Here is a 21631-nt window from a genome sequence, read left to right as displayed (position 1 = left end):
GCTGACCGCGGTCGATGAGGCAGGACTAACGCGGATATAAGCTCACGCAGTCGCTCAAGGGATCGACGTTCGTGCAGACTGCACGAGCGTCGATCCCTTGGTGATGATCCGAACGCCGATGCACGGCCGCTCGCGACCAGAGCCGATATGCACCCCACATGGCAGCTAATTAAGTCGACCATAGCCTTGATAGGCCCGAGGTATGCGCAATCGCGAAGTCAAAGATGTGTCTTTTCGTGACCTCGGTCCTGTTAGTACCACCTTACTGCTACCGAGAACGGCATAGTTCGACAATCATGCGGTGCCCGTGAGCGCGACATTACGCGTTGGCGAGAGTGACGGGATCGCGGACGAGTTCTTGCGACCCGCCGGACACCGCACTTGTCTATATCAGGTGGCACTGGATGATCGTCAATTTGACGGGAGGCCTCCTCGATTTGGAATTGATGAAGCGCGTCGGCATCGACGGTGTCTAGGTATCTCAAGGCGATCTTTCGCTTCAAGATCTTCGACGTGCGGCTTGTCAGGCTTCGTTCAGTAACGCTATTCAGAATAGAGCACCCGAACTCAAGGTGAAACCACAGGCGCCGATTGAAATAATTTCGAAGTTTCATACTTCTCTTTCAAGCCATTTGCTATCCTGAAGCTTACGTTGACGACGATATATCGTCGGCGATTGCCTGCAATGGCGAGTGAAAAAGCGTGTGAAGTAGGCAGGGTCAGTGAAGCCAAGCGCGTAACCAATTTCCGCCACGGATAGATTAGAATAAAGCAATGATCGGCGCGCTTCCAGGATCGCGCGCTGATCCACCATGGCTGCCGGTGAAAGGCATGCAATACGAGCACAAGCCATCCGCAAACTAGATTCGCTTATGCCTAACTCGTTGGCATGGACAGAGATACTCTCTCGTAGGCGGAAACGGTCTTCAATGCGGGCGCGGAACCGGGCGACCAATGCAGCATATTGCCCGCGATCGGGCGTAGGAGCGATGTCACTTGCGGGCAAAAGCCTCAGACAAATCACAAGGATGGCAAGAAGCGCTGCCTCTACCGCAACGTAGTGCCCCTTGGTCGACCAAGCCAGTTCCTGTCGGAGCGTGGCCATGCCGTCAGACAGTCGTGCTACGGCTGTCATGTCCGGAGCAATAGCCAGCGGCTGGTCAAAGACGGGTTCGACGTCGGGGTGACGAGATACGAGATTTTCGAAATACGTCCGCGCTAGCGTAAGCACCGATCCGGACGAGTCCGTCGTCCATTGGAAGCCATGGATGACGCCGGCGGGGACAAGTAGCATCGCCGGTGCGTTAAAGTGCATGGAAACATCCTCAGCCTGCATTGCCCCACCGCCCGACGTGATCAGAAATATCTGAACCAGATCAGTGTGAGCGTGTGGTTGGATCGTCCATTCGCTGGGTCGCGATCGATCGTCCAAATGTTCGACGTGGATGAATCCGTCGGCGACTGCGCGGTGTGGTTCCCCGTACAGGTAGAAGCTCGGGACTGCCAAGGTGGACATGCGTGTACCCTATCGCCTTTGCTGGATAATCCAAAACATCGGTTGTCTGTGGCATGGCCGAATGCGTTGGACACGCGCATCTCCCAGACAAGAGCGGATCGAACCGCTGGCGAGAGGATGGATAACGGATGCGCACCCAGGTTGCGATAATCGGCGCAGGGCCAGCGGGCATGTTTCTCGCGCATTTGCTACGTCGCGACGGCATCGATGCCGTCGTCATCGAACGGCGCGACCGTGCCTATGTCGAAGGGCGGGTCAGGGCCGGCGTGCTTGAGCAGGTCACCGTCGACCTGATGCATCGGCTTGGGTTAGCCAAGCGTCTTGTTCGCGAAGGATTGGTGCATGGCGGCACGAACCTGTCACTCGACGGCCGGCTGTTCCGCATCGACATGGCTGCACTGACCGGCGGATCGACGGTCACGGTTTACGGCCAGCAAGAGGTGATGCGCGACCTGTTCGATGCTGCCGAGGTGAGCGATGTGTCGATCGTATGGAACGCCATGAACGTAACGCTCGATGGCCTGAATGGCGACCAGCCGACGGTGTCCTGGGAGGCGGACGGCGCCCGTCAGACTCTGAATTGTGACTTTGTCGTTGGGTGCGACGGCTATCACGGGATCAGCCGTGCAGCGATCCCCGCTGACGTGCTGAAAACATTCGAACGGGTCTATCCCTTCGGCTGGCTTGGCATCCTGGCAGACGTGCCACCGGCGGATCATGAACTCATCTATGCCAATCACGAGCGTGGGTTTGCACTGGCCTCGATGCGATCGGCCACGCGAAGCCGCTATTACATTCAGTGCGGCGTCGACGAGAATGTTGCGGACTGGTCCGACGATCGGTTCTGGGACGAGTTATGCCGACGCCTGGGCCCCGAAACTGCGGCGAAGGTCACGCGTGGGCCGTCGTTCGAAAAAGCGATCGCACCGCTTCGGTCCTTCGTATCGGAGCCGATGCGCTGGGGCCGGCTGTTCCTGGCGGGTGATGCCGCGCACATCGTCCCGCCGACCGGTGCCAAAGGCATGAACCTAGCCGTGTCTGACGTGACGATGCTGGGCGAAGCGTTCGCAGAGCATTACGGAGACCGCTACGATGCGGGGATCGATGGGTATTCCGCGCGGGCTCTGGCGCGAGTCTGGAAAGCCGAGCGCTTCTCGTGGTGGTTTACCTCCGTCACCCACCGTTTTCCGACGATGGATGGGTTCGACCGACGTATCCAGATGGCGGAACTCGATTACATTCGTGGATCTGAAGCGGCGCAGCGGACGCTCGCGGAGAACTACGTCGGTCTTCCCATGACAGCCGCGTGAAGGATCAGGCAGCATGAAGAACAAGGTGTACGAGAACCCCGCAGCCGCACTCGACGGGCTACTGTTCGACGGCATGACGATCATGTCGGGCGGGTTTGGTCTGTCGGGAAACCCCGAAAGCCTGATCCCGGAGGTCCGAGCGTCGGGCGTCAAGGACCTGACCGTCATTTCAAACAATGCGGGCGCTGATGGCTTCGGTCTTTGGATGCTCCTGGAGACGCGCCAGATTGCCAAGATGGTTTCGAGCTATGTCGGCGAGAACAAGCTGTTCGAGCAGCAATATCTCAGCGGAGAACTCGAATTGGAACTGACGCCGCAGGGAACGCTCGCGGAGCGGATCCGCGCCGGCGGTGCGGGCATCCCGGCCTTCTATACGAAGACCGGGGTCGGCACCGTCGTAGCGGAAGGCAAGCCGGTCGAGACGTTCGATGACGAGGAGTATGTCCGCGAGACGTGGCTGCGCGCCGATGTGTCGATCATCAAGGCGTGGCGCGCCGATCCGGCCGGGAACCTGATGTTCCGCAAGACCGCGCGCAACTTCAACCCGAACATGGCGACCGCGGGCAAGGTGACGGTGGTCGAGGTCGAGGAGATCGTACCCGCCGGCAGTTTCGATCCCGACTGCATTCATACGCCTGGCATCTTCGTCGATCGCATCGTGCTGTCGACGATCAACGAAAAGCGGATCGAGAAGCTGACGGTTCGCGAAACGGAGACCGTGTGATGGGTTGGACTCGCGAACAGATGGCGGCGCGTGCGGCGCAGGAACTGCAGGACGGGTTCTACGTCAACCTCGGCATCGGTATCCCGACGCTGGTAGCGAACTACGTTCCTGACGGCCTCGACGTGACGCTGCAGTCGGAAAACGGCATGCTCGGCATCGGGCCGTTCCCGACGCGCGATGCCGTTGATCCGGATCTCATCAACGCCGGCAAGCAGACGATCACCGCGTTGCCGACGTCCAGCTTCTTTTCCAGCGCGGACAGCTTTGCGATGATCCGTGGCGGCCATATCGACATGGCGGTCCTCGGCGCGATGGAAGTTGCCGCCAATGGCGACATCGCCAACTGGACGATCCCCGGCAAGATGGTGAAGGGGATGGGCGGCGCGATGGACCTGGTCGCCGGGGTGCGGAAAGTCGTGGTCGTGATGGATCACGCCAACACGGCGGGCGAGCCCAAGATCCTGGAGGCGTGTACGCTTCCGCTCACCGGCAAGGGCGTGGTCGACCTGATCATCACCGACCTCTGCGTGCTCGTCTGCGACAAGAAGGCGGGCGGTCTGAAGCTGGTCGAACTGGCGCCGGGCGTTACGTTGGACGAGGTGCGGACGAAGACCGGCGCGGCTTTCGACGCCGGCGCCTTTGAGCAGGAGGGTGCGGCATGACCGACGTGCTTGCCTATTTGCCGGAAGAAGCGGGGCTGTCGCCCTCGCTGCACCCCGACTATCGCTCGACCGTAGATCGCAGTCCGCGCGAGCGGCTGATCGCGATCCCACCGACCTTGACCGAAACGACCGGCCCCAACGCGTGGGATCGCCTGATGGTGGGGCCCTCGGGGATCGACCTTACCGCGCAACATGCGGGTGTGCCGCAGGGGCAGCGCATCATCGTCTCCGGCCGTGTACTTGACGATCGCGCACGCCCGGTGGCCAACACCGTCATCGAGATCTGGCAGGCTAATGCTGCGGGGCGCTATATTCATTCGGCAGATAACTGGGACGCACCGCTCGACCCGAACTTCACCGGGGCTGGGCGTGTCGTCACCGATAGTGAGGGGCGGTACAGCTACGTCACGGTACGGCCGGGCGCATACCCTTGGGGTAACCACAAGAACGCATGGCGGCCCGGCCATATCCACCTCTCGTTGCTCGGGCCCGCGTTCGCGACACGGCTCGTGACGCAGATGTACTTTCCGGACGATCCGCTGATCGAGATCGACCCGATCGCCAACGCCATACCGATGCCTGCCCGCCAGCGGATGGTCGGCCGCTTCGACATCAATAGCACGAAGCCTGCTTGGGCGCTCGGCTATCTGTTCGACATCGTCCTGAAGGGGCGCGACGAGACGCCGTTCGAGGATCACGACCATGACGAATGAGATCGCAGTCGAGAATCGCGAGACGGTCCCGCGCTTGGACAATCAGGATCCGGCGATTTTCGGCCAGACGCCGTGGCAGACAGTAGGGCCCTTCTTCCACTACGGCCTGCCGTGGAAAGGCGGCGCCGATCTTGTGGGTAAATCGGACATGGGCGCCCGCACCGACCTGTTCGGCGAGGAGCATTACCTCCTCAACCTGTCGTCGCCGACCGGCACGGCAGAGGGCGACGTGATCGAGATCGCGGGGCAGGTGCTCGACGCGAAGGGCGTGCCGATACTCGATGCGATGATCGAGATCTGGCAGGCCAACGCCGCCGGGCGCTATGCGAGCGTCGATGATCCGCGCGACGCGGTGCCGATCGACCCCCATTTCATCGGCTTCGGCCGCGCGTCGGTCGACCCGGACGGAATCTTCCGGTTCCGCACCATTCGGCCGGGGCGCGTACCTGGTCCCGGCAACACGCTGCAGGCCCCCCATCTGGCAGTGTCGGTGTTCGGGCGGGGTATCATCAAACGGCTCGCGACGCGGCTGTATTTCGCCGATGGCGAAGGCAATGACGATGATCCGGTGCTCACCGCAGTTCCGGCAGATCGTCGAAATACGCTGATAGCCCACCAGCGAGATGACGGTAGTTGGTGGTTTGACATCCGGTTGCAGGGCGAAGCCGAGACCGTCTTCTTCGCGGTATGATGTCGAATGACTGATCTTCTCCGCACCCGCCCGGCGACAACGCCCGCAGTGTTGGCCGTCTTTGACGACGACGCTACCATCGCTCACGCACTCGCATTCGAAGGTGCTTTGGCAAGAGCGCAGGCGACGGAAGGGGTGATCTCGGATGAGCTCGCGCACGCGATTGTGGACGCCTGCATAACGACGGCGATCAATTCTGCTGAACTGGCAGAGGAGTCAGCGCTGGCCGGTACGCTGGCAATCCCACTCGTCGTCCGTTTGCGTGCCGCCCTGAGTGGTGATGCCAGGAAGGCGGTACACAAGGGAGCGACCAGCCAGGACGTCGCCGACACCGTGTTGATGATGCAGACGCGGGCAGCGACCGAACTGGTACTCACGGACCTTGACCGCATCGTCGATGCCCTTGGTCTTTTGGCTCTGCGTCACGCTGAAACACCTGCGGTCGGCCGTACGTTGTTGCAGGATGCGTTGCCCGTCGCGTTCGGTCTTCGGATCGCGCACTGGATGGTCGGTATCGCCGATGCCGCGCAGCGACTGCGGCGGGATGTCGAGGACCATGCCCGGATCCAGCTTGGCGGTGCCGCAGGTACGCGGGCCGGGCTCGACGGCGCGGGGCCGGCGATCGCATCGCATATGGCAAAGGAGCTGGGCCTTGCCGTGAGCGAACCATGGCACGCGCGCCGGATGGGCATCGCCGCCATCGGCACCAGCCTGGCCATGGCGATTGGCGGCGTCGGCAAGATGGCGCGCGACATAGCGCTTTTGTCGCAGAACCCCGTTGGCGAGGCGCGTGAGGCGGCGGTTGCGGGCCGCGGTGGTTCATCGGCCATGTCGCACAAGCGCAACCCGACCGGTTGCCAGATCGCGCTCTCGGCAGCGCTGCGTGCGCCGGGTTTAGCTGCGACCCTGCTTGTTGGACTGCCGCAGGAAGAAGAGCGTGGGCTGGGCGGCTGGCAGGCGGAGGGGCCGGTACTCGCCGACCTGTTCCTGCTTGCGGCGGGCGCGGCAGAGGCAATGGCTAGCGTCGCAGAAGGGTTGGAGATCGACGACGACGCGATCGCGCGCAACCTGCGTGATGCCAATATTGGGACCGATATCGGCGAAAGCGCGACGATCGTCGCGGCGCTCGTCTCCAACCTTCAAGGATAACTTCATGCCATTCGCGATCCGTGAGGACGTGCGCCTCTACTGGAAGCTCGACGGCGCTCCCGATCTGCCGGTGCTCGTCCTACTCAATTCGATCGGCACGGACATGGCGTTGTGGGAGACCAGCGTCCCGCATTTGCTGCCGGCATTCCGGCTTTTGCGGATCGATACGCGTGGACACGGCGCGTCGGACGCACCTGATGGTGACTATAGCTTGGCAATGCTAGCCGACGATGTCGTCGCCGTTATGGACGCCGCAGGCGTACAGAGTGCCGCCGTTGCCGGTGTGTCGCTCGGCGGGATGATCGCAATGGAGCTGGCCCTGGCGTACCCGACGCGGACTACCGCGCTCGCGCTCATCTGCACGTCGGCGACGATGGACACGGGCGTGTGGCGTGACCGGATCGAGGTCGTACGCGCAAAGGGTACGGCAGCCATCGCGGATATGGCCATGGGCCGGTTCCTGTCGCCGCGCTTCGTGGCGACGCATGCCGGCGCGGCTGAAAGCGTGCGTCAGGGCCTGATCGCAATGGCCGATGCCGGCTATGCGGGTTGCGGTGCAGCGATCCGCGATATGGCGCTGATCCATCGATTGCCGGCGATCAGTATGCCTACGCTGGTTGTTGCTGGCGATCGCGACACCTCGACGCCGTTTGCGGGGCATGGCGAACGCATTGTGGCAGCGGTGCCCGACGCGCGGGTGGTGCATCTCGACGCCGCACATCTCGCGCCGATCGAGACGCCTGCCGCACTGGCGGCAACGCTTCGCGCGTTTCTGAAACCGGCCGATACCCAGGATGCCGCAAGCACCTTGTTCGAGGCGGGGCTGGTCAACCGGCGCCGCGTGCTTGGCGATGCATGGGTCGACGCGTCGCTCGCCAAGCGGACTGACTTCACCGCCGATTTCCAGGCGATGATCACGCGGATCGCGTGGAATGAAATCTGGGGCCGGCCGGGTCTCGACGACCGGAGCCGTCGGTTCATTGTGCTCGCGATTACCGTGGCACTCGGCCGCTGGGAGGAGTTCGCGCTCCACGTTCGCACCGGACTGATGCGCGATGGCTTTACCCGTGAGGAGCTCAAGGAAGTGCTGATGCAATCGGCGATCTACGCAGGTGTACCCGCGGCAAATACGGCCTTCGCCGAAGCGGGCAAGATCATCGCCGAGCTCGACTCTAGCGGCAATAAAGGTTGAACTTATGACCGATGCTTTTCTCTGCGACGCGATCCGTACTCCCATCGGCCGACTGAACGGGTCGCTCGCCAGCATCCGCGCCGACGACCTGGCCGCCATTCCGATCAAGGCGCTGATGGATCGCAATCCGGGCGTCGATTGGAGTGCGGTGGACGACACGATCCTCGGTTGTGCGAACCAAGCCGGAGAGGACAATCGCAATGTCGCGCGCATGGCCGTGTTGCTTGCCGGACTGCCAGACACGGTGTCGGGATCGACGATCAACCGTCTGTGCGGCTCGGGTCTCGACGCGATCGGGTCGGCAGCGCGCGCGATCCGCAGCGGTGATGCCGAGTTCATGATCGCGGGTGGTGTCGAGAGCATGACGCGCGCACCCTATGTGATGGGCAAGGCACAAAGCCCCTTTGATCGGGCGCAAAAGCTAGAAGACACGACCTTGGGTTGGCGGTTCGTCAACCCGGCTATGCGGCATGCCTATGGCGTCGATTCGATGCCGGAAACGGGCGAGAACGTTGCCGACCAGTGGCATGTTAGCCGGGAGGATCAGGATCGCTTCGGCCTCGCCAGTCAGAAAAAGGCCGCAGCCGCGCAGGCAAGCGGACGGTTCGCCGCCGAGATCGTGCCTGTCACGATTCCGCAGAAGAAGGGCGATCCGATCGTCTTTTCCGCAGACGAACATTTGCGGGCAACCAGCCTGGAGGCGCTCGCAAAGTTGAAGCCGGTCGTGCGGACGGACGGCACCGTGACGGCTGGCAATGCCTCCGGCCTTAACGACGGCGCGGCCGCGACGCTCGTTGCGTCGGAAGCCGCAGCCGCGCGACACGGGCTGACGCCGCGTGCGCGGATCGTGGCGATGGCGGCGGCGGGAGTCGCACCGCGGATCATGGGCGTCGGCCCGATCGAGGCCGCGCGCAAACTGATGACGCTGGGCGGTATTACGATAAACCAGCTCGACGTGATCGAATTGAACGAGGCGTTCGCCAGTCAGGCGGTCGCAACGCTACGTGATCTCGAGATCGATCCGCTTGATGACCCGCGCGTCAATCGTAACGGCGGCGCGATCGCGCTGGGCCATCCCCTAGGCATGTCGGGTGCGCGGATCACGATGAGTGCGGTCGAGGAACTCCACCGCACAGGCGGCCGCTATGCGATGGCGTTCATGTGCATTGGAGTCGGGCAGGGGATCGGCCTGCTGCTGGAACGAGTCTGATAAACGCCTCCCGGGCGTCTCGAAATCAGAAATTTGCCGGCCGATCCGGCTCAGTCGGGGTATATTAAGTTTAACAGAGGACAATCGAATGAACAGGACCTTCGAAGAACAAAAGCGTTTACATCACGATGTTACGAACGTCGGACTCCGCGCGCAAGCGACGGCAGTTGGTCTCATTCAGCTCTGTATCGAACTCAAGGCCGTCGACGTTTTAAGCGAGGAAGCTCTTGGGAGGATCAAGCAGGCAATCGGAGATGAGCTCACGGTCGGCCCATATCGACGATTGGCCTCGCGAGAAGAACGCGGTCAGATATTTGCGCGGCTTGATCGACTATTTGCCGGCAAACAGAAGCTCGGTCCGGCCGAGGATCTTACGTTCCAAGAGGATTGACAAGGTCTCTGTTTAACGTAGCGTACTGGCTGTTACCGAGGTAGCGAAGCGCTGGCCGTACAACGAGATCATCGTCACATATGATGGGGTTCGGCTTGGCTCGGCGACGTCCCCGTTCGGATGACATTCTTCCGGCACAGGAACCTAGGCGTTTCCGGACGTGATAAGCGTGGCAGAGATCACGGAGGTGGTCGCCGGCTTCGCGTCGGCCGCTGTTCTCGTGCGCGAAGCCGTGTTCGACGGTGTCGAGATCCACGGCGCCAATGGCTATCTTCTCGACCAGTTCCTGTCGGAGGGCGTCAACGTGCGCCCGACGGCTATGGCGGTGGTGTGCCAGATAGGCTCCGGCTTACGCTCGAAGTAGTGTATGCCGTGCGCAGCGCAGTCGGCGCGGACTTCACGGTCGGCGTGCGCAGTTCGCAGGGGAAGGTCAACGATTTTGCGCACAAGTGGCGCGGTATCAGCGAGGCGATCGAGGTGTACACGCTGCTCGGGCGGGCACCTGTCGACTAAATCCACACTACCGAGTCCAAGGCGTGGGAATCCACCTTTGGCGAGAGTGATAGCCTAGCTGCACTTGCCAAACGCCATAGCAGCAGGCCGGTTCTAGCGAACGGCTGGCTTCAGATCCGACGCGCGCGAAGGAGATGCTTTCAACGCACGGCGCGGACATTGTGACGCTCGGTCGTGGCGCGGTTGCCAATGGCGACTGGCCAAACCAGGTGGCAACATGCGAGGGCTGGCTCATCGATTTCGACGGTCGCATATTGTCGCCGCTCGCCGATCTTCAGAGCGACGATCGCACCGTCGCCAGATTAAAGGCGCTTCGGAATTTGCGCGACGACCTTGATCTCGAAATCGAAGCCGGCGAGCCAATTGACGCCTAGCGCGGTCCATGTCGGATACGGCGCTTGATCGAATATCTTGCATTTGACGGCCATGATCGTTTCGAACTGGTTCTCGGGGTCGGTGTGGAAGGTGGTCACGTCGACGATGTCGTCGAACCCACATCCCCCGGCGAGCAGCGTTGCCTCCAGATTGGCGAACGCCCGCCGGACCTGCACTTCGAAATTAGGTTCGGGCGAACCGTCGTCGCGGCTGCCGACCTGACCCGAGACGAACAGCAGATTGTCGGCGCGCACTGCCGCAGAATAACCGTGCTCCGCGTACAAAGCGTGTGGGTTGGCGGGGAACACTGCATCGCGCTGAGCCATATCATCGTCCTATCTTCGCTGGACATTTCGACGTGGCAGGAACAACTGCATACGTCGCGTATGTGAAAGCACGGATGCACGTTCATTGTCAATCTACATACGCTGCGTATGTTAAAAGGAATTGGTCCCGTGGCCCAACGTCGTGTCGAGAAAATGGCAGAGAATCGGGCCAAGCTTGTAGCTGCGGCACGCCAAGCGTTCGGGACAACAGGTTTCGCAAACGCGTCGATGGACGACCTGACTGCCAAAGTCGGTCTCACCCGCGGTGCCCTGTATCACAGCTTCGGGGACAAGACCGGCTTGTTGGCCGCGGTGGTAGCGCAGGTCGACAACGAGATGGCAGCCCGAGCGCAGCATGCCGGAACGAACGCTGCGAGCGACTGGGAAGGGCTGTTGGCTGAAGGGGCATCTTATATCGAGATGGCGCTCGATCCGGAGGTGCGACGGATCGTTCTGCTGGATGGTCCGGCGTTCTTGGGTGATCCGTCTAAATGGCCAAGCCAGAACGCGTGCTTGAATGTCACCATGCACCTAGTCGAGAAGTTGATAGCGGAGGGCGTTATGAAGCCGATCGACGTCGAAGCGGCATCACGCCTTCTAAGCGGCGCAGCGTTCAACGCCGCGCTCTGGGTCGCGGCGAATGACGAACCGCAGGTAGTGCTTCCCAAAGCCATCGCCGCCTTTCGCCTGATGGCTGAAGGCTTTCTAGCATGATTTTGCGACGTGACCCACTTTTGGGGGCGGTCGAGCATCCTCCGGCTCAATTAACCAGTGGATGAACCAAAGCGCGTTCGTCATGCGTAGGCTCGTCAGAATCAATGCCGAGTTCAGACCGATAGCGCTCGCCTATAAACTTTTACAATCACTCTGAAAACGTCGTCTTGGCCGCTTCCGCCCCAGTTTCTCGGGCGTTCTTGTACAAGCCTCCCTTCCCTGAACTATCATTAGACAATCGGCGGACGCCGAGCTTCTCAAGCGCGAACCATGTCTTTAAAGAAAGTCCTCGGCACTCTTATTCTATCACCAGACGGTGCAGCGAAAAAAGCGAACCGCGCCCTCTTGCGCATTGATGAATGCGTGGGTCTGGGCACTGTCGAACACATGGCTGGCCGCGGAGATATTGACCGCGCCGGTTTCGAGCTCGATCGTCAGCAGTCCTTCCACTACGAAGATCATCACATGCCAGCCGACGGGGTCGGCTGCCGCTTGATAGCGTTCACCGGACTCCAGTCGCCATTCCCACAGTTCGACCTCGCGGCGAGTGTCGATGCTCCTTCGCAAAACTCCCTCGCCACCTTTCTCACCACGCCAGCCGACCCGATCGATCTGCGCACTGCGCTGAATCACGGGGTCAGAGACCAGTTCGGCCAACGTGGCATGCAGCGCAATGCCGATCCGGTCGAGCGTGGCCGTGCTGACGCTGGTCGCGCCGTTCTCTATTCCCCCGACCATCCGCAGGCTGACCCCAGAAGCGTCTGCCAAGCCCTTCTGGCTAAGCCCCACAGCGGTGCGGAGCCTCCGTACATTAGCAGCGACATGAGTAAGGAAGGATGGTGTAACTTGACTAGGCAAAATATTGCCTCCATCGAATAAGCATTATTTTGCTTATCGAGATTCGAAAGGTTATGCCAATCTCCCGATCACGCGGCTGCTTAATTGCCTTGGCTGCTGTGCTCACCGCGGCACCAGCGGCCGCCGATACGCGGCTGCCTGGTACCACCACACTGAGTTCGGCCGGCGCGCGCGAGGATCTGGAACTCAGCATTGCCGCGGTGGAAGCGGCTATGCCAAACATATACTGGCATCAAAGCCGGCAAGCCTGGGCGGCTGCAAAAGCCACTGCACGCGCGGACGTAATTGCCGTTACCGACAGCGAAGCGCTTTGGCGCATATTGCGCCCACTTGTCGGTCGGATCGGCGAAGGCCATCTCGGGGTGCACCTTAGTGCCGCAATGAGCCAGCATTACCGTGACGCGCCGCGCTTTCCGCTGGACCTGTTGTGGAGCGACGAGGGAGCGTTCGTGCTGGCCGGCTATGGCGCCGCGGCGGACATTTCAAAAGGCACGCGGATGATATCGGTTGACGGGGTTAGCGATGCAGATTTGCTGAGCGAGATGGTCGCCGTCACTCCGCATGACGGGACGATCCGCACGGGCACTATGCGCTATATATCGGGACGCGGATTCGCCTCAATTCTGTATCGCCTGCGCGGTGCCCAATCGCACTTCCCTGTTGTGCTCGAAGGCCCAGCCGGGCGCACCGAGCGTGATCTGCCCGCAGTGCCGCGCGCCGCGCGCCCGGCGGAACCCGACGATCCGCTGCCCCGGCCGACGCTCGACTGGATCGATGGCCACACCGCCTATCTGAATGTGCCGACCTTCAGCAACAGGCGGCTACGCGCGGCGGGCGCGACATTTCCCGAAGTGATCCATTCCGTCTTCGTTGAACTCCGGCAGCGTGGCGCGACAGACTTGATCCTCGATCTGCGCGAAAACGGCGGTGGTTCGGAACCCAATGAGAGCATCCTGTTCTCTTATCTTGTCGAAAAGCCGCTACGGAAATATGCTGCGGTCGAGGCCCGTAGTCAGCACATTGCGGTCACCAGCCTAAGCGGCAGGCGGTTTGAAACTGACGTCTTCGAGGACGACGACAAGGATCAGCAGCGCCCGATCCGGGGCGGTCGCTGGAGGCGGCGTAATACGCCGCCACATGGGCTGATGTCGCGATGGACGACGTTTTCGCCGATATTCCACGGGCGTCTCGTCGTGCTGGCGGGCGGTGCGACCTTTTCCGGCGGAGCCGAACTGGCTTCGATGCTACAGCACACCGACCGGGGCGTGTTCGTCGGCGAGGAAGTTGGCGGCACCGACCAAGGTAATACCAGCGGCTATCGCTGGACACTTGAATTGCCCAACAGCGGGATGCAACTCACCATACCCCTTCTGCAGTTTCGTATGAGGTGGAAGAGCCGAATGGCCGGGCGCGGCGTCCTGCCCAACTGTCCAGCCCCGCCCGAGGTGATGCAGGCCGATGAGCGGCGCGATCATGCCTGGCGCTTGGCCGTCGCACTGCTCAAGCAGCCTTGGCGGACGCCAAGCAATGCGCATTGTTCGAAGGCCGATTGATCAACCTATGTTTGGTACGCGGCGCGGCTGTACGGCTGCTACTCGGTAGCGGAACGATCGTACATTCTTGCCGGTAAAGATTAGCCGCGGCTGTAATGTTGATTGCATTGCTATCAACGGGTACCGCAGCGCCGCCACGTCGGACCATAACAAGATCGTACGACGACCGGGCGCGATATAACGAACGGTAACGTCTACTGTATCAAATACTTTACCGACCTACCGCTCGCTATCCCTCAACCTGGACATTCAGAGACATATGCAAATGACGGACCGCTCGGGCTAAAGAGGAGCCCCGTGCACGGCGGGTTGGTCGATCCAAGCCGTTTTAGTAAAAGCTTAAAGCTGCAGATACCTATTTTGGGCTGCTGTATAAGAAGTTATTTTCGCAACCACGCTTTGCCTCCCGTTATTCATCACTCCAAACTTGCTCTGAGGTCCACGGTGCCGCACGATCGAAAGAATATCATGTGCGGCACAGCGGACCCGGAAGGGCCGGGGTGACGAGTGGGGGGAATAGATGAGAATGATAATCTTGGTCGGGGGGATGCTCGCAGCCACAATCCCCGCCATCACGCACGCCGCCACGCCCAGCTTCGACGTCGAGGCCGCCACTCGCGCCTATCTCGATCTGCTGCAGGGCCCGGCACGGACCAAGTCTGACGCCTATTTCGAGGGCGGTTATTGGCTGCCCTTGTGGAGCACGCTAGTTTCTAGTTTGATCTATCTACCACTGCTGTTCACAGGCGTGTCGCAGCGCCTGCGCACCTACGCGGAACGCAAGACCAAAAGGCGCTGGCTGGTGCCGGCAGTCTACGCACTACCGTTCGTGGCTCTGACCACGCTGCTGAACCTCCCATGGATGATTTACGAAGGGTTCGTGCGCGAGAAACAGTACGGACTGATGAACCAGACGTTCGCATCCTGGACGGTCGACGCGGCCAAGGCGTTTGGCATCGGGCTGATTATCAACGCGCTGCTATTTATGCTGGTATTCTGGGTGATCCGCCACTTCCGCCGCAGCTGGTGGCTGATCGGCACGGGGGTGGCGGCGGTCGTGGTCATGCTAGGTGCGCTGATCGCGCCGGTGTTCATCGCGCCGTTGTTCAACAAATATACCGAGTTGCCGGCGGGTGCGGTTCGTGACCGCATTGTGGCGATCGCCGTTGCCAACCATATCCCGGCGGGGCATATCTATGTCTCTGATGCGTCGCGCCAGACCAAGAGGATTTCCGCCAACGTCTCGGGCGTCGGACCGACGATCCACATCACGCTCAACGACAATCTGCTCGAGCGCACTGCGCCCGAGGAAGTCGTCGCAGTGATGGGACATGAAATGGGGCATTATGTGCTCAATCATATCTGGACGCTGATCCTGTCCTTTACTCTGGTGTTTCTGGCAATGTTCTTTGTCGTCAGCCGGCTCGCGCCTGCCCTGATCGTGCGCAATCCGCAGTGGGGGGTGCGCGACGTCGCTGATCCGGCGGCGACGCCCTTGTTGTTGCTGCTTGCCGGTCTGTGCGGGTTGGTGCTGACCCCCGTGCTGAACTCGATCACACGGCACAACGAAGTCGAGGCCGATGTCTTCGGGCTTGACGCGGCGCGCGAGCCAGATGGCTTCGCCAAAGTGGCGATGCGGCTGTCGGAATACCGGAAGATCTCGCCGGGCCCTGTGGAGGAGATGTTGTTCTTCGATCACCCCTCAGGCGAGAACCGTGTCCGTCGCTCGATGCAGTGGAAGAAGGATCACGTGACGGGCGCTACGGTGGTCATGCCGGGGCCAATCGCGGGAAAGTAGACCTAACCGACATTCCAACGAATGCTGGAAACTTAGGCGGATGAGGTGAACAGGATCCGTACTAGATCCCAGCTTTCGCTGGGTTATGCCTTGGCTATATCTGTCAAATGGGCCGAGCCGATACCTGTGTGGCACGGCGGTGCGCTGGCCAGCCTGGTGCGGCGCCTCAGAGCAATCATCATTGCGAACGGTTACATGTTAGGGTGCCGCCGCGAACGCGCGAGCCCAACGTGCCAGAGCGTCACGCTTGCAACTCTGAGCCACCCTGTTCGCAAGGAACAGCGTATCAATGGCTGTGCTGATCACGGGCTTTCGCGCAAGATCAGTATGTTCGCGGGCGTTTGCGACTATCGTAGACTCTGCCCCCGCCTTAATCGCACCAACATCGATCACCAGCGGTATCGTCCGCCCGTGCTACTACAGTTCCTGCAGTTTGCGTGCGCTTGGGCCCCGAAGAATTGAAGGCGGCAGTCGACTTAGGGCCCGTACAGCCGAGGCGGCATCGCCGACGTTCGCCGAAAGCGTAAAGAGTCCGCTCGTGAAAACGAAACAGAGATTGACCGTGCCGGGGCCCCTGCGGACCTCGACGGACTCGACCGTGCTAAAGGGGGCTACCCGCTTACTGATCACCCGGTATTCAAGCCCATCAGGCGAAATTGCCAGGTGAGGGTTCAGGCTGTTGGTCGCGACAGCTAGCCAGGGCGACAGCCCGCGCAAACCTGTGAAGGTCGCGAAAACGGGAATTGTGGCCAAGCCCAGTGTATCAACGCTGATTGTACCTGCAGATCCCATCGGCTTCTTCGACCGGAGGAAGCGACGCGCTAAAAGAAAGAGGCCACCAAGCACGAGGATTTGAACGAGAGCCACTAGGGCATAAAGCAAGTTATTCACGTTCATTGCCGGTCATAAGTTAAGGGTTTCTGTAGTTTAAGGGAAGATGAGTCCGACGCCCACGCGATAAGCTACAGAGCGTAGCCCGTTCATTGCAAAGGGCTAAGCCAGGTCCGCTGGCCCGTGTGATCGACGACAATAAGCATGTGTTTTAATACTGGCATGCCAACATTGGGATGTCCGTTCTCTTCAAAACTTACCATAGGCGATTGCAGGACGACGGAGCCAATCCGAACTTCACCGACGATTTGTGCCACGTAGGAGTCTTGTCGACCGCCTGCCGAGCGGGTTGTTCCATTACGCACCGGGGGTGCTTTTAGCGGAAGACTTGCTGCCATCGAGAGAGGGAGGCTCAGAGGCTGGTCGTTTCCGGTGTCTACCAACGCGGTGATGGTTTGCCCCGGCAGTTGCACGGTAACGGCAGGCAACTCGTCAAGGTGGCCGACCGCCGACCCAGTTGGCCGATTGCCGGCTGTATCCGGTAGGATCCGAACCCGCCCGTGAGCAAAGTCGATCTCAGTCAGACGGCCCGGAAAGCTATTAGGCCCGATGACTCCCACAGAATCCCGCGTCTTGAAATCGATCACGGTCGCCGGCCCATCGGCGACGGCGATTCTGCCAATAGTCAATCCAACAAGGCGCGTCGTGTATCCGGGTATCGGACGCCCCGTGGCGCCATCGACCGATTCCGACGGGCCGACATTGGGCAAGCCAACCTGTTTGGCATATGTACTATCGACAATGTTGCCATTCGTGCCGGTGTCGAAAACGAGCGGTACTGGTGTGGATCCATTGAACCGCGCGACTACGATCGTACGATTGTTGGAACTGAACAAGGGAAAGGTCTGAACGACCTGCTCCGAGGCCGGACTGGCCGTCTGCGCTGATGTCGGCACCGCGCACCCAAAGGCCAAGGCTATGGAGAGTGTGGCGGCGTGACGAGTTAACAGCATGGGGTGCATCCTCAGAAGGCGTATAGTACGATTAGCACTAATAGCTATGAAGGACCAAATGAACAGTCGCAAAGATTTTCTCACTGAGCTCGAGGGCGCAATCCTCTCGGAAATCCACCACCGTCAACGCACAACCGCGTTTCAAGTGCGCAAGGCGTTCCAAGTTTCACCATCTCTGGAGTGGAGCGGGAGCGCTGGCGCCGTCTATCCCGCGATCAGCAAGATGGTCACGGCGGGGTTGGTAACGTCCGAAGCGACCTCCTCCAAATTGAAGACACGGCTTCTGGCGCTCACCGAGGACGGAAAGACGCGCTTGAACGACTGGATATGCGACCCAGAGCGGGCAGCGAGCGTGGGTCTCGACCCCTTCCGTCTAAGGGCAGGAATGTGGGACAAGATCGCACCGGCAATCCGACGAAGGGCATTTGAAGCTCTACGTCAACGGATCGAATCCGAGATCAAAGCACTCGTAGCCCAGTTGCGCGAATTGGACGCGGTGGAAGGACAACGGATCGAACTGGCAATTGTCTTGCAGAGAAGTCGCCTCAGTTGGTTGGATCAGCGTCTGACAGAGGAATGAGGTCGTTATTATGATCGCCCGCCGCGCCGCAATGTTCGCGCAATAGACAGGAGAGAAGGCAGTCGCACGGCGTGACCAAGGTCAAATTACAACGTCTCTCGCTGATGGTGGTCGCTCGCGTTCCAGGTTTCTTGGTGCTGCTCCTACCGCCCCGTCTGCTCGGTTGCGTCACGCCAGCTAAGAAGTGACGCCAGTCAATTCGAAAACTGCCCAGTAATAAAGGAACTTATGGATGCGCCTTCGCCTCATTACGCTTACCGCTCTGGCCATGAAGACGCTTCTACCGGCCGCTGCGTCGGCCCAGGTCTCATCCCCCCCCATGCTCATCGACGGCACCATTCTGGAGGTGGTCGCTGAGGGCAAGACCACGCGCACGCCCGATCTGGTAACGATCAACACCGGCGTGGTGACCCAGGCCCCAACCGCTTCAACGGCGCTGACCGACAACGCTGTCCGTGTTAAGCGCGTGGTTTTAGCGCTCAAAACGGCAGGTGTTGCCGATCGCGACATTCGTTCGGCCAACATCTCGCTCCAGCCGCAAATTCGGTATGCCGACAACACGCCGCCGGTGTTCACTGGCTATCAGGCGTCGAACACGATCTCGGTCAGGTTTCGCGATATCACTCGCGCGGGCACGATCCTGGATGCGCTCGTACGCGAGGGGGCAAATCAAATCGACGGCCCGAATTTCCAAATCGAAAAGCCCGAAACGGCGTTCGACGAGGCACGCGCCGATGCTGTGGCAAAGGCCAATGTCCGCGCCGCGCTATACGCCCGCGTCGTCGGCCTCCGAGTTGATCGCATGCTGTCGATCTCGGAAAATTCGGCAGCGAACGTCCCGATTGCGCTCACTGCAATGCGCGAGAACATGGCTGGCGCGGCTTCTGCGTCCGACACAAAGGTGATCCCTGGCGAACAGGACGTCACCATTAATCTGTCAGTCCGCTTTCTGCTCAAAAAATGACTGCTCTTCCGTCCTGCGAGGCAGATCGCGGTGACGGTAGCGAGGTGCCAACGTTTGCGTTTGCAAAGTCAAAGCAGGCCAGGCCAGGCCATGACTCGGCGTGCCCTATGACGTGGAAGGCAGCGGCCTGTGACTTTGACGCGCCAGGGAGACTAATGATTTTCCTGGCGCGCGGAAGTTCTCAGGTGGAGCAATGTGCGACTAACGTATCGCTATTCTCGCCGGCCACGGGATCAGCCGACGAGACACCTGGCGCCGTTTGCCATCGGCACTATCATTCCTAATTTACCGATCTTGTGGAGAGGGGAACTGTTTTGACCCTCCTCCCATCCGGGCGGGGCAAGCCTTTCGATCACCGGTTTGCTAAGGAAATGTATCAGGCCGACAAACTGACAGACCGGGCGGACCAAGCTACTTTGCAAGGTGGAGCCGCCGGACCTGAGCGACGCCTCCGGCAGCGATGCGACAGGAAAATTTGGCCAGTGCCCGACAATCTCAACGCTTATTGGCGGCCGCATTACTCGCGCCGAACCACATTGCCAGTCAGTGCAGGCCCATGACGTTGAGCAGCACTATCGCACCTGGAAGACGGGGTGCATCGACGGTCTTTCCTCTAATCGTGTCTTCCCCGGCGCGATAATCGTGCGGCCCAATCGCCAGCGCGTGAGTGGCTCGCTAAGGGCGAACCGTTGCAAGGACCGCCTTCAATATCTTTTCCGATCGCCGCTGGCCGTACCCGCGGCCGTAAGCACTGGACGTGACGGCAACTACCATATGGCGGCTCGGGATCACATATATCTTGTTACCGCCGTTGCCCGACGCGAATGACACCGGAATCGATGTGCCGTTGATCTGCTGGGCCTTCGAGTACCAGAAATAGCCATAGCTCTCGGCATAGGGGTCGCTGTCGGCGATGCTGACTTTGGGAGCGAGTGCGTCTCGTATCCAGCGCGCGCTGACGACGCGTCGTCCCTGATAGAGACCTTCTCCACGTACCATTTCGCCGATTTTCGCGAGATCGCGTGCCGTCAGAGACAAGTTGCCCTGACCCTTGGTGTAGCCAGCGGCATCCGACGCCCACCTCCAGCGGCGGATACCGAGTGGCCGGAACAGCGAGGTCCGGGCGAAGTCAGCCATCGATTGCCCGGTTGCCTTCGCGACCACGACACCCGCGGTATAGGCGGTGACCGAATTATAGCGGTATCGCGACCCAGGCGGATCGGCGCGGGGGACGGAACGCAGGAATAGCAGGGGATCGGGCGCCGCATCGAGCTTGTCCTCGTTTCCCGGCGATGCTGGATCCTCGTCGAACGCTGCGAGGCCAGATCGCATCGTCAGGACATCCCGAATGGCAACATCGCCGATCGCGCTGCCCTTGGATTCGGGCCAGTAGGCGGAAACCGTGTCGTCCGGTCCGTGCAACTTGCCCTGGTCGATCGCGATGCCGACGACCAGCGCGGTGACGCTTTTTCCCGCCGACCGGATGTCATGAAGAGTGGCTTCCGTTTCGCCATTGAAATAGCGCTCCGCGACCACCCTGCCATCGCGGAGTACGACTACTCCCCGCAGATCGGGGTGCTCGTCATGGTCGAAGACCGCAAGAACCTTGTCGAGCGCGGGATCAATGCGCGGCGCAGGGGCCGCAGCGGACAACACGACGGCGTTGAGCGCGATGACGACAGTTTTGATTGATATCACGGGCCGGGTTCCTGAAGGGATATAGGCAGTGCCTGCCGCATAGTGGCAGTCGCGTCTTGTATCGGCGCAACATATCGCGATTTACGCCACTGAGCAGGAGTGATGCCGAGGCGGGACCGGAAGGTTCGGGTCAGATGGGACTGATCGACAAAGCCTGTCGATTGCGCGACGTCGGCGAGCGACGCGACACCTTGGCCGAGCATCGCTGCCGCTCGTTCCAATCGATGGCCGCGCAAATATTCTCCGGGCGAACACCTGAGAAAGCGCTGGAATACGCGCGCGAGGTGAACCGGGTGAACCCCGACATCCGATGCGACCTCCGCAACCGAAAGATCGGGATCGTCGCTAGCGAAGATCATTTCGACGGCTCGGTTCAGCCAGCCCGGCGGATGTTTGGCGTTGTGCGCTTCGTCGGACGAGAGCGGCAGAACGATACTGTGAAGTTGCAGGGCGCAGGCCTCTAGCCTGAACGACGTCGTCGCATCGACTTGATGCGCGATGTCTTGGGCAAGTCGATATGCATAGGGATCGCGCAGGCATAGCGCCGCGGCCTCTGGGCCCGTCCCCCCGGATATGGCGAGGAAGCGACCCCTGCCGTCGTGGAACCGATCCTGATGTGTCGTACCGGGCGGGTTGTAGATCAGAACCGGCGTATCGGACACCAGCGGGGCACCGCTTGCCGACGACATGTAGCCGCCAGCGAGCACCAGAACGAAATGCGCTTCATCATGACTGTGCCGCCGGACTTCCTCCTCGGGCGCGTTCGCGTTCAGCACATGGAAGCTGAAGTCTCCGGCCTGCCGACCCTCCGGACCGCTGCCCCAGAAATCCATTCTTCCGCGCCTGAGAA

General features: G+C 60.7%; 22 protein-coding genes. 16 read left to right on the top strand and 6 right to left on the bottom strand.

Translation table 11 applies throughout. The annotated features are described in order from the left end of the window. Positions 1-610: 610 nt before the first annotated feature. Positions 611-1516, bottom strand: coding sequence for a helix-turn-helix domain-containing protein (locus tag C8J42_RS17125; protein WP_133021046.1), 906 nt, complete (start codon positions 1514-1516; stop codon positions 611-613). A gap of 128 nt (positions 1517-1644) precedes the next feature. On the opposite strand from C8J42_RS17125, the gene pobA reads away from it, so the two are divergent. The 11 genes from pobA (at position 1645) to C8J42_RS20515 (ending at position 10071) form a co-directional block, all read left to right on the top strand. Beyond that, on the top strand, positions 1645-2826 hold the full coding sequence (gene pobA / locus C8J42_RS17120) for a 4-hydroxybenzoate 3-monooxygenase (protein ID WP_133021045.1): 1182 nt from the start codon (positions 1645-1647) through the stop codon (positions 2824-2826). Between the two features lie 13 nt (positions 2827-2839). After that, a complete protein-coding gene (locus tag C8J42_RS17115; protein WP_133021044.1) occupies positions 2840-3550 on the top strand; it encodes a CoA transferase subunit A in 711 nt (236 codons plus the stop codon). Beyond that, entirely contained in the window at positions 3550-4212 is a 663-nt protein-coding gene (locus C8J42_RS17110; protein ID WP_133021043.1) for a 3-oxoacid CoA-transferase subunit B, read from the top strand. The genes C8J42_RS17115 and C8J42_RS17110 overlap by 1 nt, the downstream gene beginning before the upstream one ends. Beyond that, positions 4209-4925: a protocatechuate 3,4-dioxygenase subunit beta gene (pcaH, locus tag C8J42_RS17105; RefSeq protein WP_133021042.1), complete on the top strand. Its 717-nt coding sequence runs from the start codon at positions 4209-4211 to the stop codon at positions 4923-4925. The genes C8J42_RS17110 and pcaH overlap by 4 nt, the downstream gene beginning before the upstream one ends. Beyond that, positions 4915-5616, top strand: a complete 702-nt coding sequence (gene pcaG / locus C8J42_RS17100; RefSeq protein ID WP_133021041.1) for a protocatechuate 3,4-dioxygenase subunit alpha — start codon at positions 4915-4917, stop codon at positions 5614-5616. The genes pcaH and pcaG overlap by 11 nt, the downstream gene beginning before the upstream one ends. Positions 5617-5622: 6 nt before the next feature. Further along, positions 5623-6765, top strand: coding sequence for a lyase family protein (locus C8J42_RS17095; RefSeq protein ID WP_133021040.1), 1143 nt, complete (start codon positions 5623-5625; stop codon positions 6763-6765). Positions 6766-6769: 4 nt separating this feature from the next. Continuing rightward, positions 6770-7957, top strand: coding sequence for a 3-oxoadipate enol-lactonase (pcaD, locus tag C8J42_RS17090; RefSeq protein WP_133021039.1), 1188 nt, complete (start codon positions 6770-6772; stop codon positions 7955-7957). A gap of 4 nt (positions 7958-7961) precedes the next feature. Beyond that, positions 7962-9167, top strand: a complete 1206-nt coding sequence (gene pcaF / locus C8J42_RS17085) for a 3-oxoadipyl-CoA thiolase (protein ID WP_133021038.1) — start codon at positions 7962-7964, stop codon at positions 9165-9167. Positions 9168-9255: 88 nt separating this feature from the next. After that, complete coding sequence (locus C8J42_RS17080; RefSeq protein ID WP_133021037.1) at positions 9256-9558, top strand: hypothetical protein; 303 nt, start codon at positions 9256-9258, stop codon at positions 9556-9558. 169 nt (positions 9559-9727) lie between these two features. Next, the gene (locus C8J42_RS20520; RefSeq protein WP_165895532.1) at positions 9728-9922 is read left to right on the top strand and encodes a hypothetical protein; all 195 of its coding nucleotides are present in this window, start codon (positions 9728-9730) and stop codon (positions 9920-9922) included. A gap of 8 nt (positions 9923-9930) precedes the next feature. Continuing rightward, complete coding sequence (locus C8J42_RS20515; protein WP_243644565.1) at positions 9931-10071, top strand: hypothetical protein; 141 nt, start codon at positions 9931-9933, stop codon at positions 10069-10071. A 302-nt stretch (positions 10072-10373) separates the two neighbouring features. On the opposite strand, the gene C8J42_RS17065 is transcribed toward C8J42_RS20515, so the two are convergent. Beyond that, complete coding sequence (locus C8J42_RS17065; protein WP_133021034.1) at positions 10374-10772, bottom strand: RidA family protein; 399 nt, start codon at positions 10770-10772, stop codon at positions 10374-10376. Between the two features lie 108 nt (positions 10773-10880). On the opposite strand from C8J42_RS17065, the gene C8J42_RS17060 reads away from it, so the two are divergent. Beyond that, positions 10881-11486, top strand: coding sequence for a TetR/AcrR family transcriptional regulator (locus C8J42_RS17060; RefSeq protein WP_279388761.1), 606 nt, complete (start codon positions 10881-10883; stop codon positions 11484-11486). 306 nt (positions 11487-11792) lie between these two features. Here the strand turns inward: C8J42_RS17060 and C8J42_RS17055 are convergent, their stop codons facing one another. Then, positions 11793-12344, bottom strand: a complete 552-nt coding sequence (locus C8J42_RS17055) for a helix-turn-helix transcriptional regulator (RefSeq protein WP_279388760.1) — start codon at positions 12342-12344, stop codon at positions 11793-11795. A gap of 98 nt (positions 12345-12442) precedes the next feature. On the opposite strand from C8J42_RS17055, the gene C8J42_RS17050 reads away from it, so the two are divergent. Together C8J42_RS17050 and C8J42_RS17045 are read left to right on the top strand one after the other, a co-directional pair. Beyond that, positions 12443-13897, top strand: a complete 1455-nt coding sequence (locus C8J42_RS17050; RefSeq protein WP_243644564.1) for a S41 family peptidase — start codon at positions 12443-12445, stop codon at positions 13895-13897. 526 nt (positions 13898-14423) lie between these two features. Further along, positions 14424-15695: a M48 family metallopeptidase gene (locus tag C8J42_RS17045; RefSeq protein ID WP_133021030.1), complete on the top strand. Its 1272-nt coding sequence runs from the start codon at positions 14424-14426 to the stop codon at positions 15693-15695. A gap of 980 nt (positions 15696-16675) precedes the next feature. Here the strand turns inward: C8J42_RS17045 and C8J42_RS17040 are convergent. Then, positions 16676-17539: an aspartyl protease family protein gene (locus C8J42_RS17040; protein ID WP_165895529.1), complete on the bottom strand. Its 864-nt coding sequence runs from the start codon at positions 17537-17539 to the stop codon at positions 16676-16678. A 58-nt stretch (positions 17540-17597) separates the two neighbouring features. Between C8J42_RS17040 and C8J42_RS17035 the strand changes: the two genes are divergently transcribed. Then, positions 17598-18119, top strand: a complete 522-nt coding sequence (locus C8J42_RS17035; RefSeq protein ID WP_165895528.1) for a PadR family transcriptional regulator — start codon at positions 17598-17600, stop codon at positions 18117-18119. Between the two features lie 268 nt (positions 18120-18387). Next, complete coding sequence (locus tag C8J42_RS17030; protein ID WP_243644556.1) at positions 18388-19083, top strand: SIMPL domain-containing protein; 696 nt, start codon at positions 18388-18390, stop codon at positions 19081-19083. A 675-nt stretch (positions 19084-19758) separates the two neighbouring features. Here C8J42_RS17030 and C8J42_RS17025 read toward each other — a convergent pair. Together C8J42_RS17025 and C8J42_RS17020 are read right to left on the bottom strand one after the other, a co-directional pair. Then, a complete protein-coding gene (locus C8J42_RS17025) occupies positions 19759-20781 on the bottom strand; it encodes a serine hydrolase (protein ID WP_207897164.1) in 1023 nt (340 codons plus the stop codon). Continuing rightward, positions 20778-21614 (bottom strand): AraC family transcriptional regulator, encoded by an 837-nt coding sequence (locus C8J42_RS17020; RefSeq protein WP_165895527.1) that lies wholly within the window; start codon positions 21612-21614, stop codon positions 20778-20780. The genes C8J42_RS17025 and C8J42_RS17020 overlap by 4 nt, the downstream gene beginning before the upstream one ends. Between the last annotated feature and the right edge of the window lie 17 nt (positions 21615-21631).

It is taken from the genome of Sphingomonas sp. PP-CE-1A-559, assembly GCF_004340965.1.
Classification (GTDB): Bacteria; Pseudomonadota; Alphaproteobacteria; order Sphingomonadales; family Sphingomonadaceae; genus Sphingomonas.
This window is presented reverse-complemented; position numbering and strand designations above follow the sequence as displayed.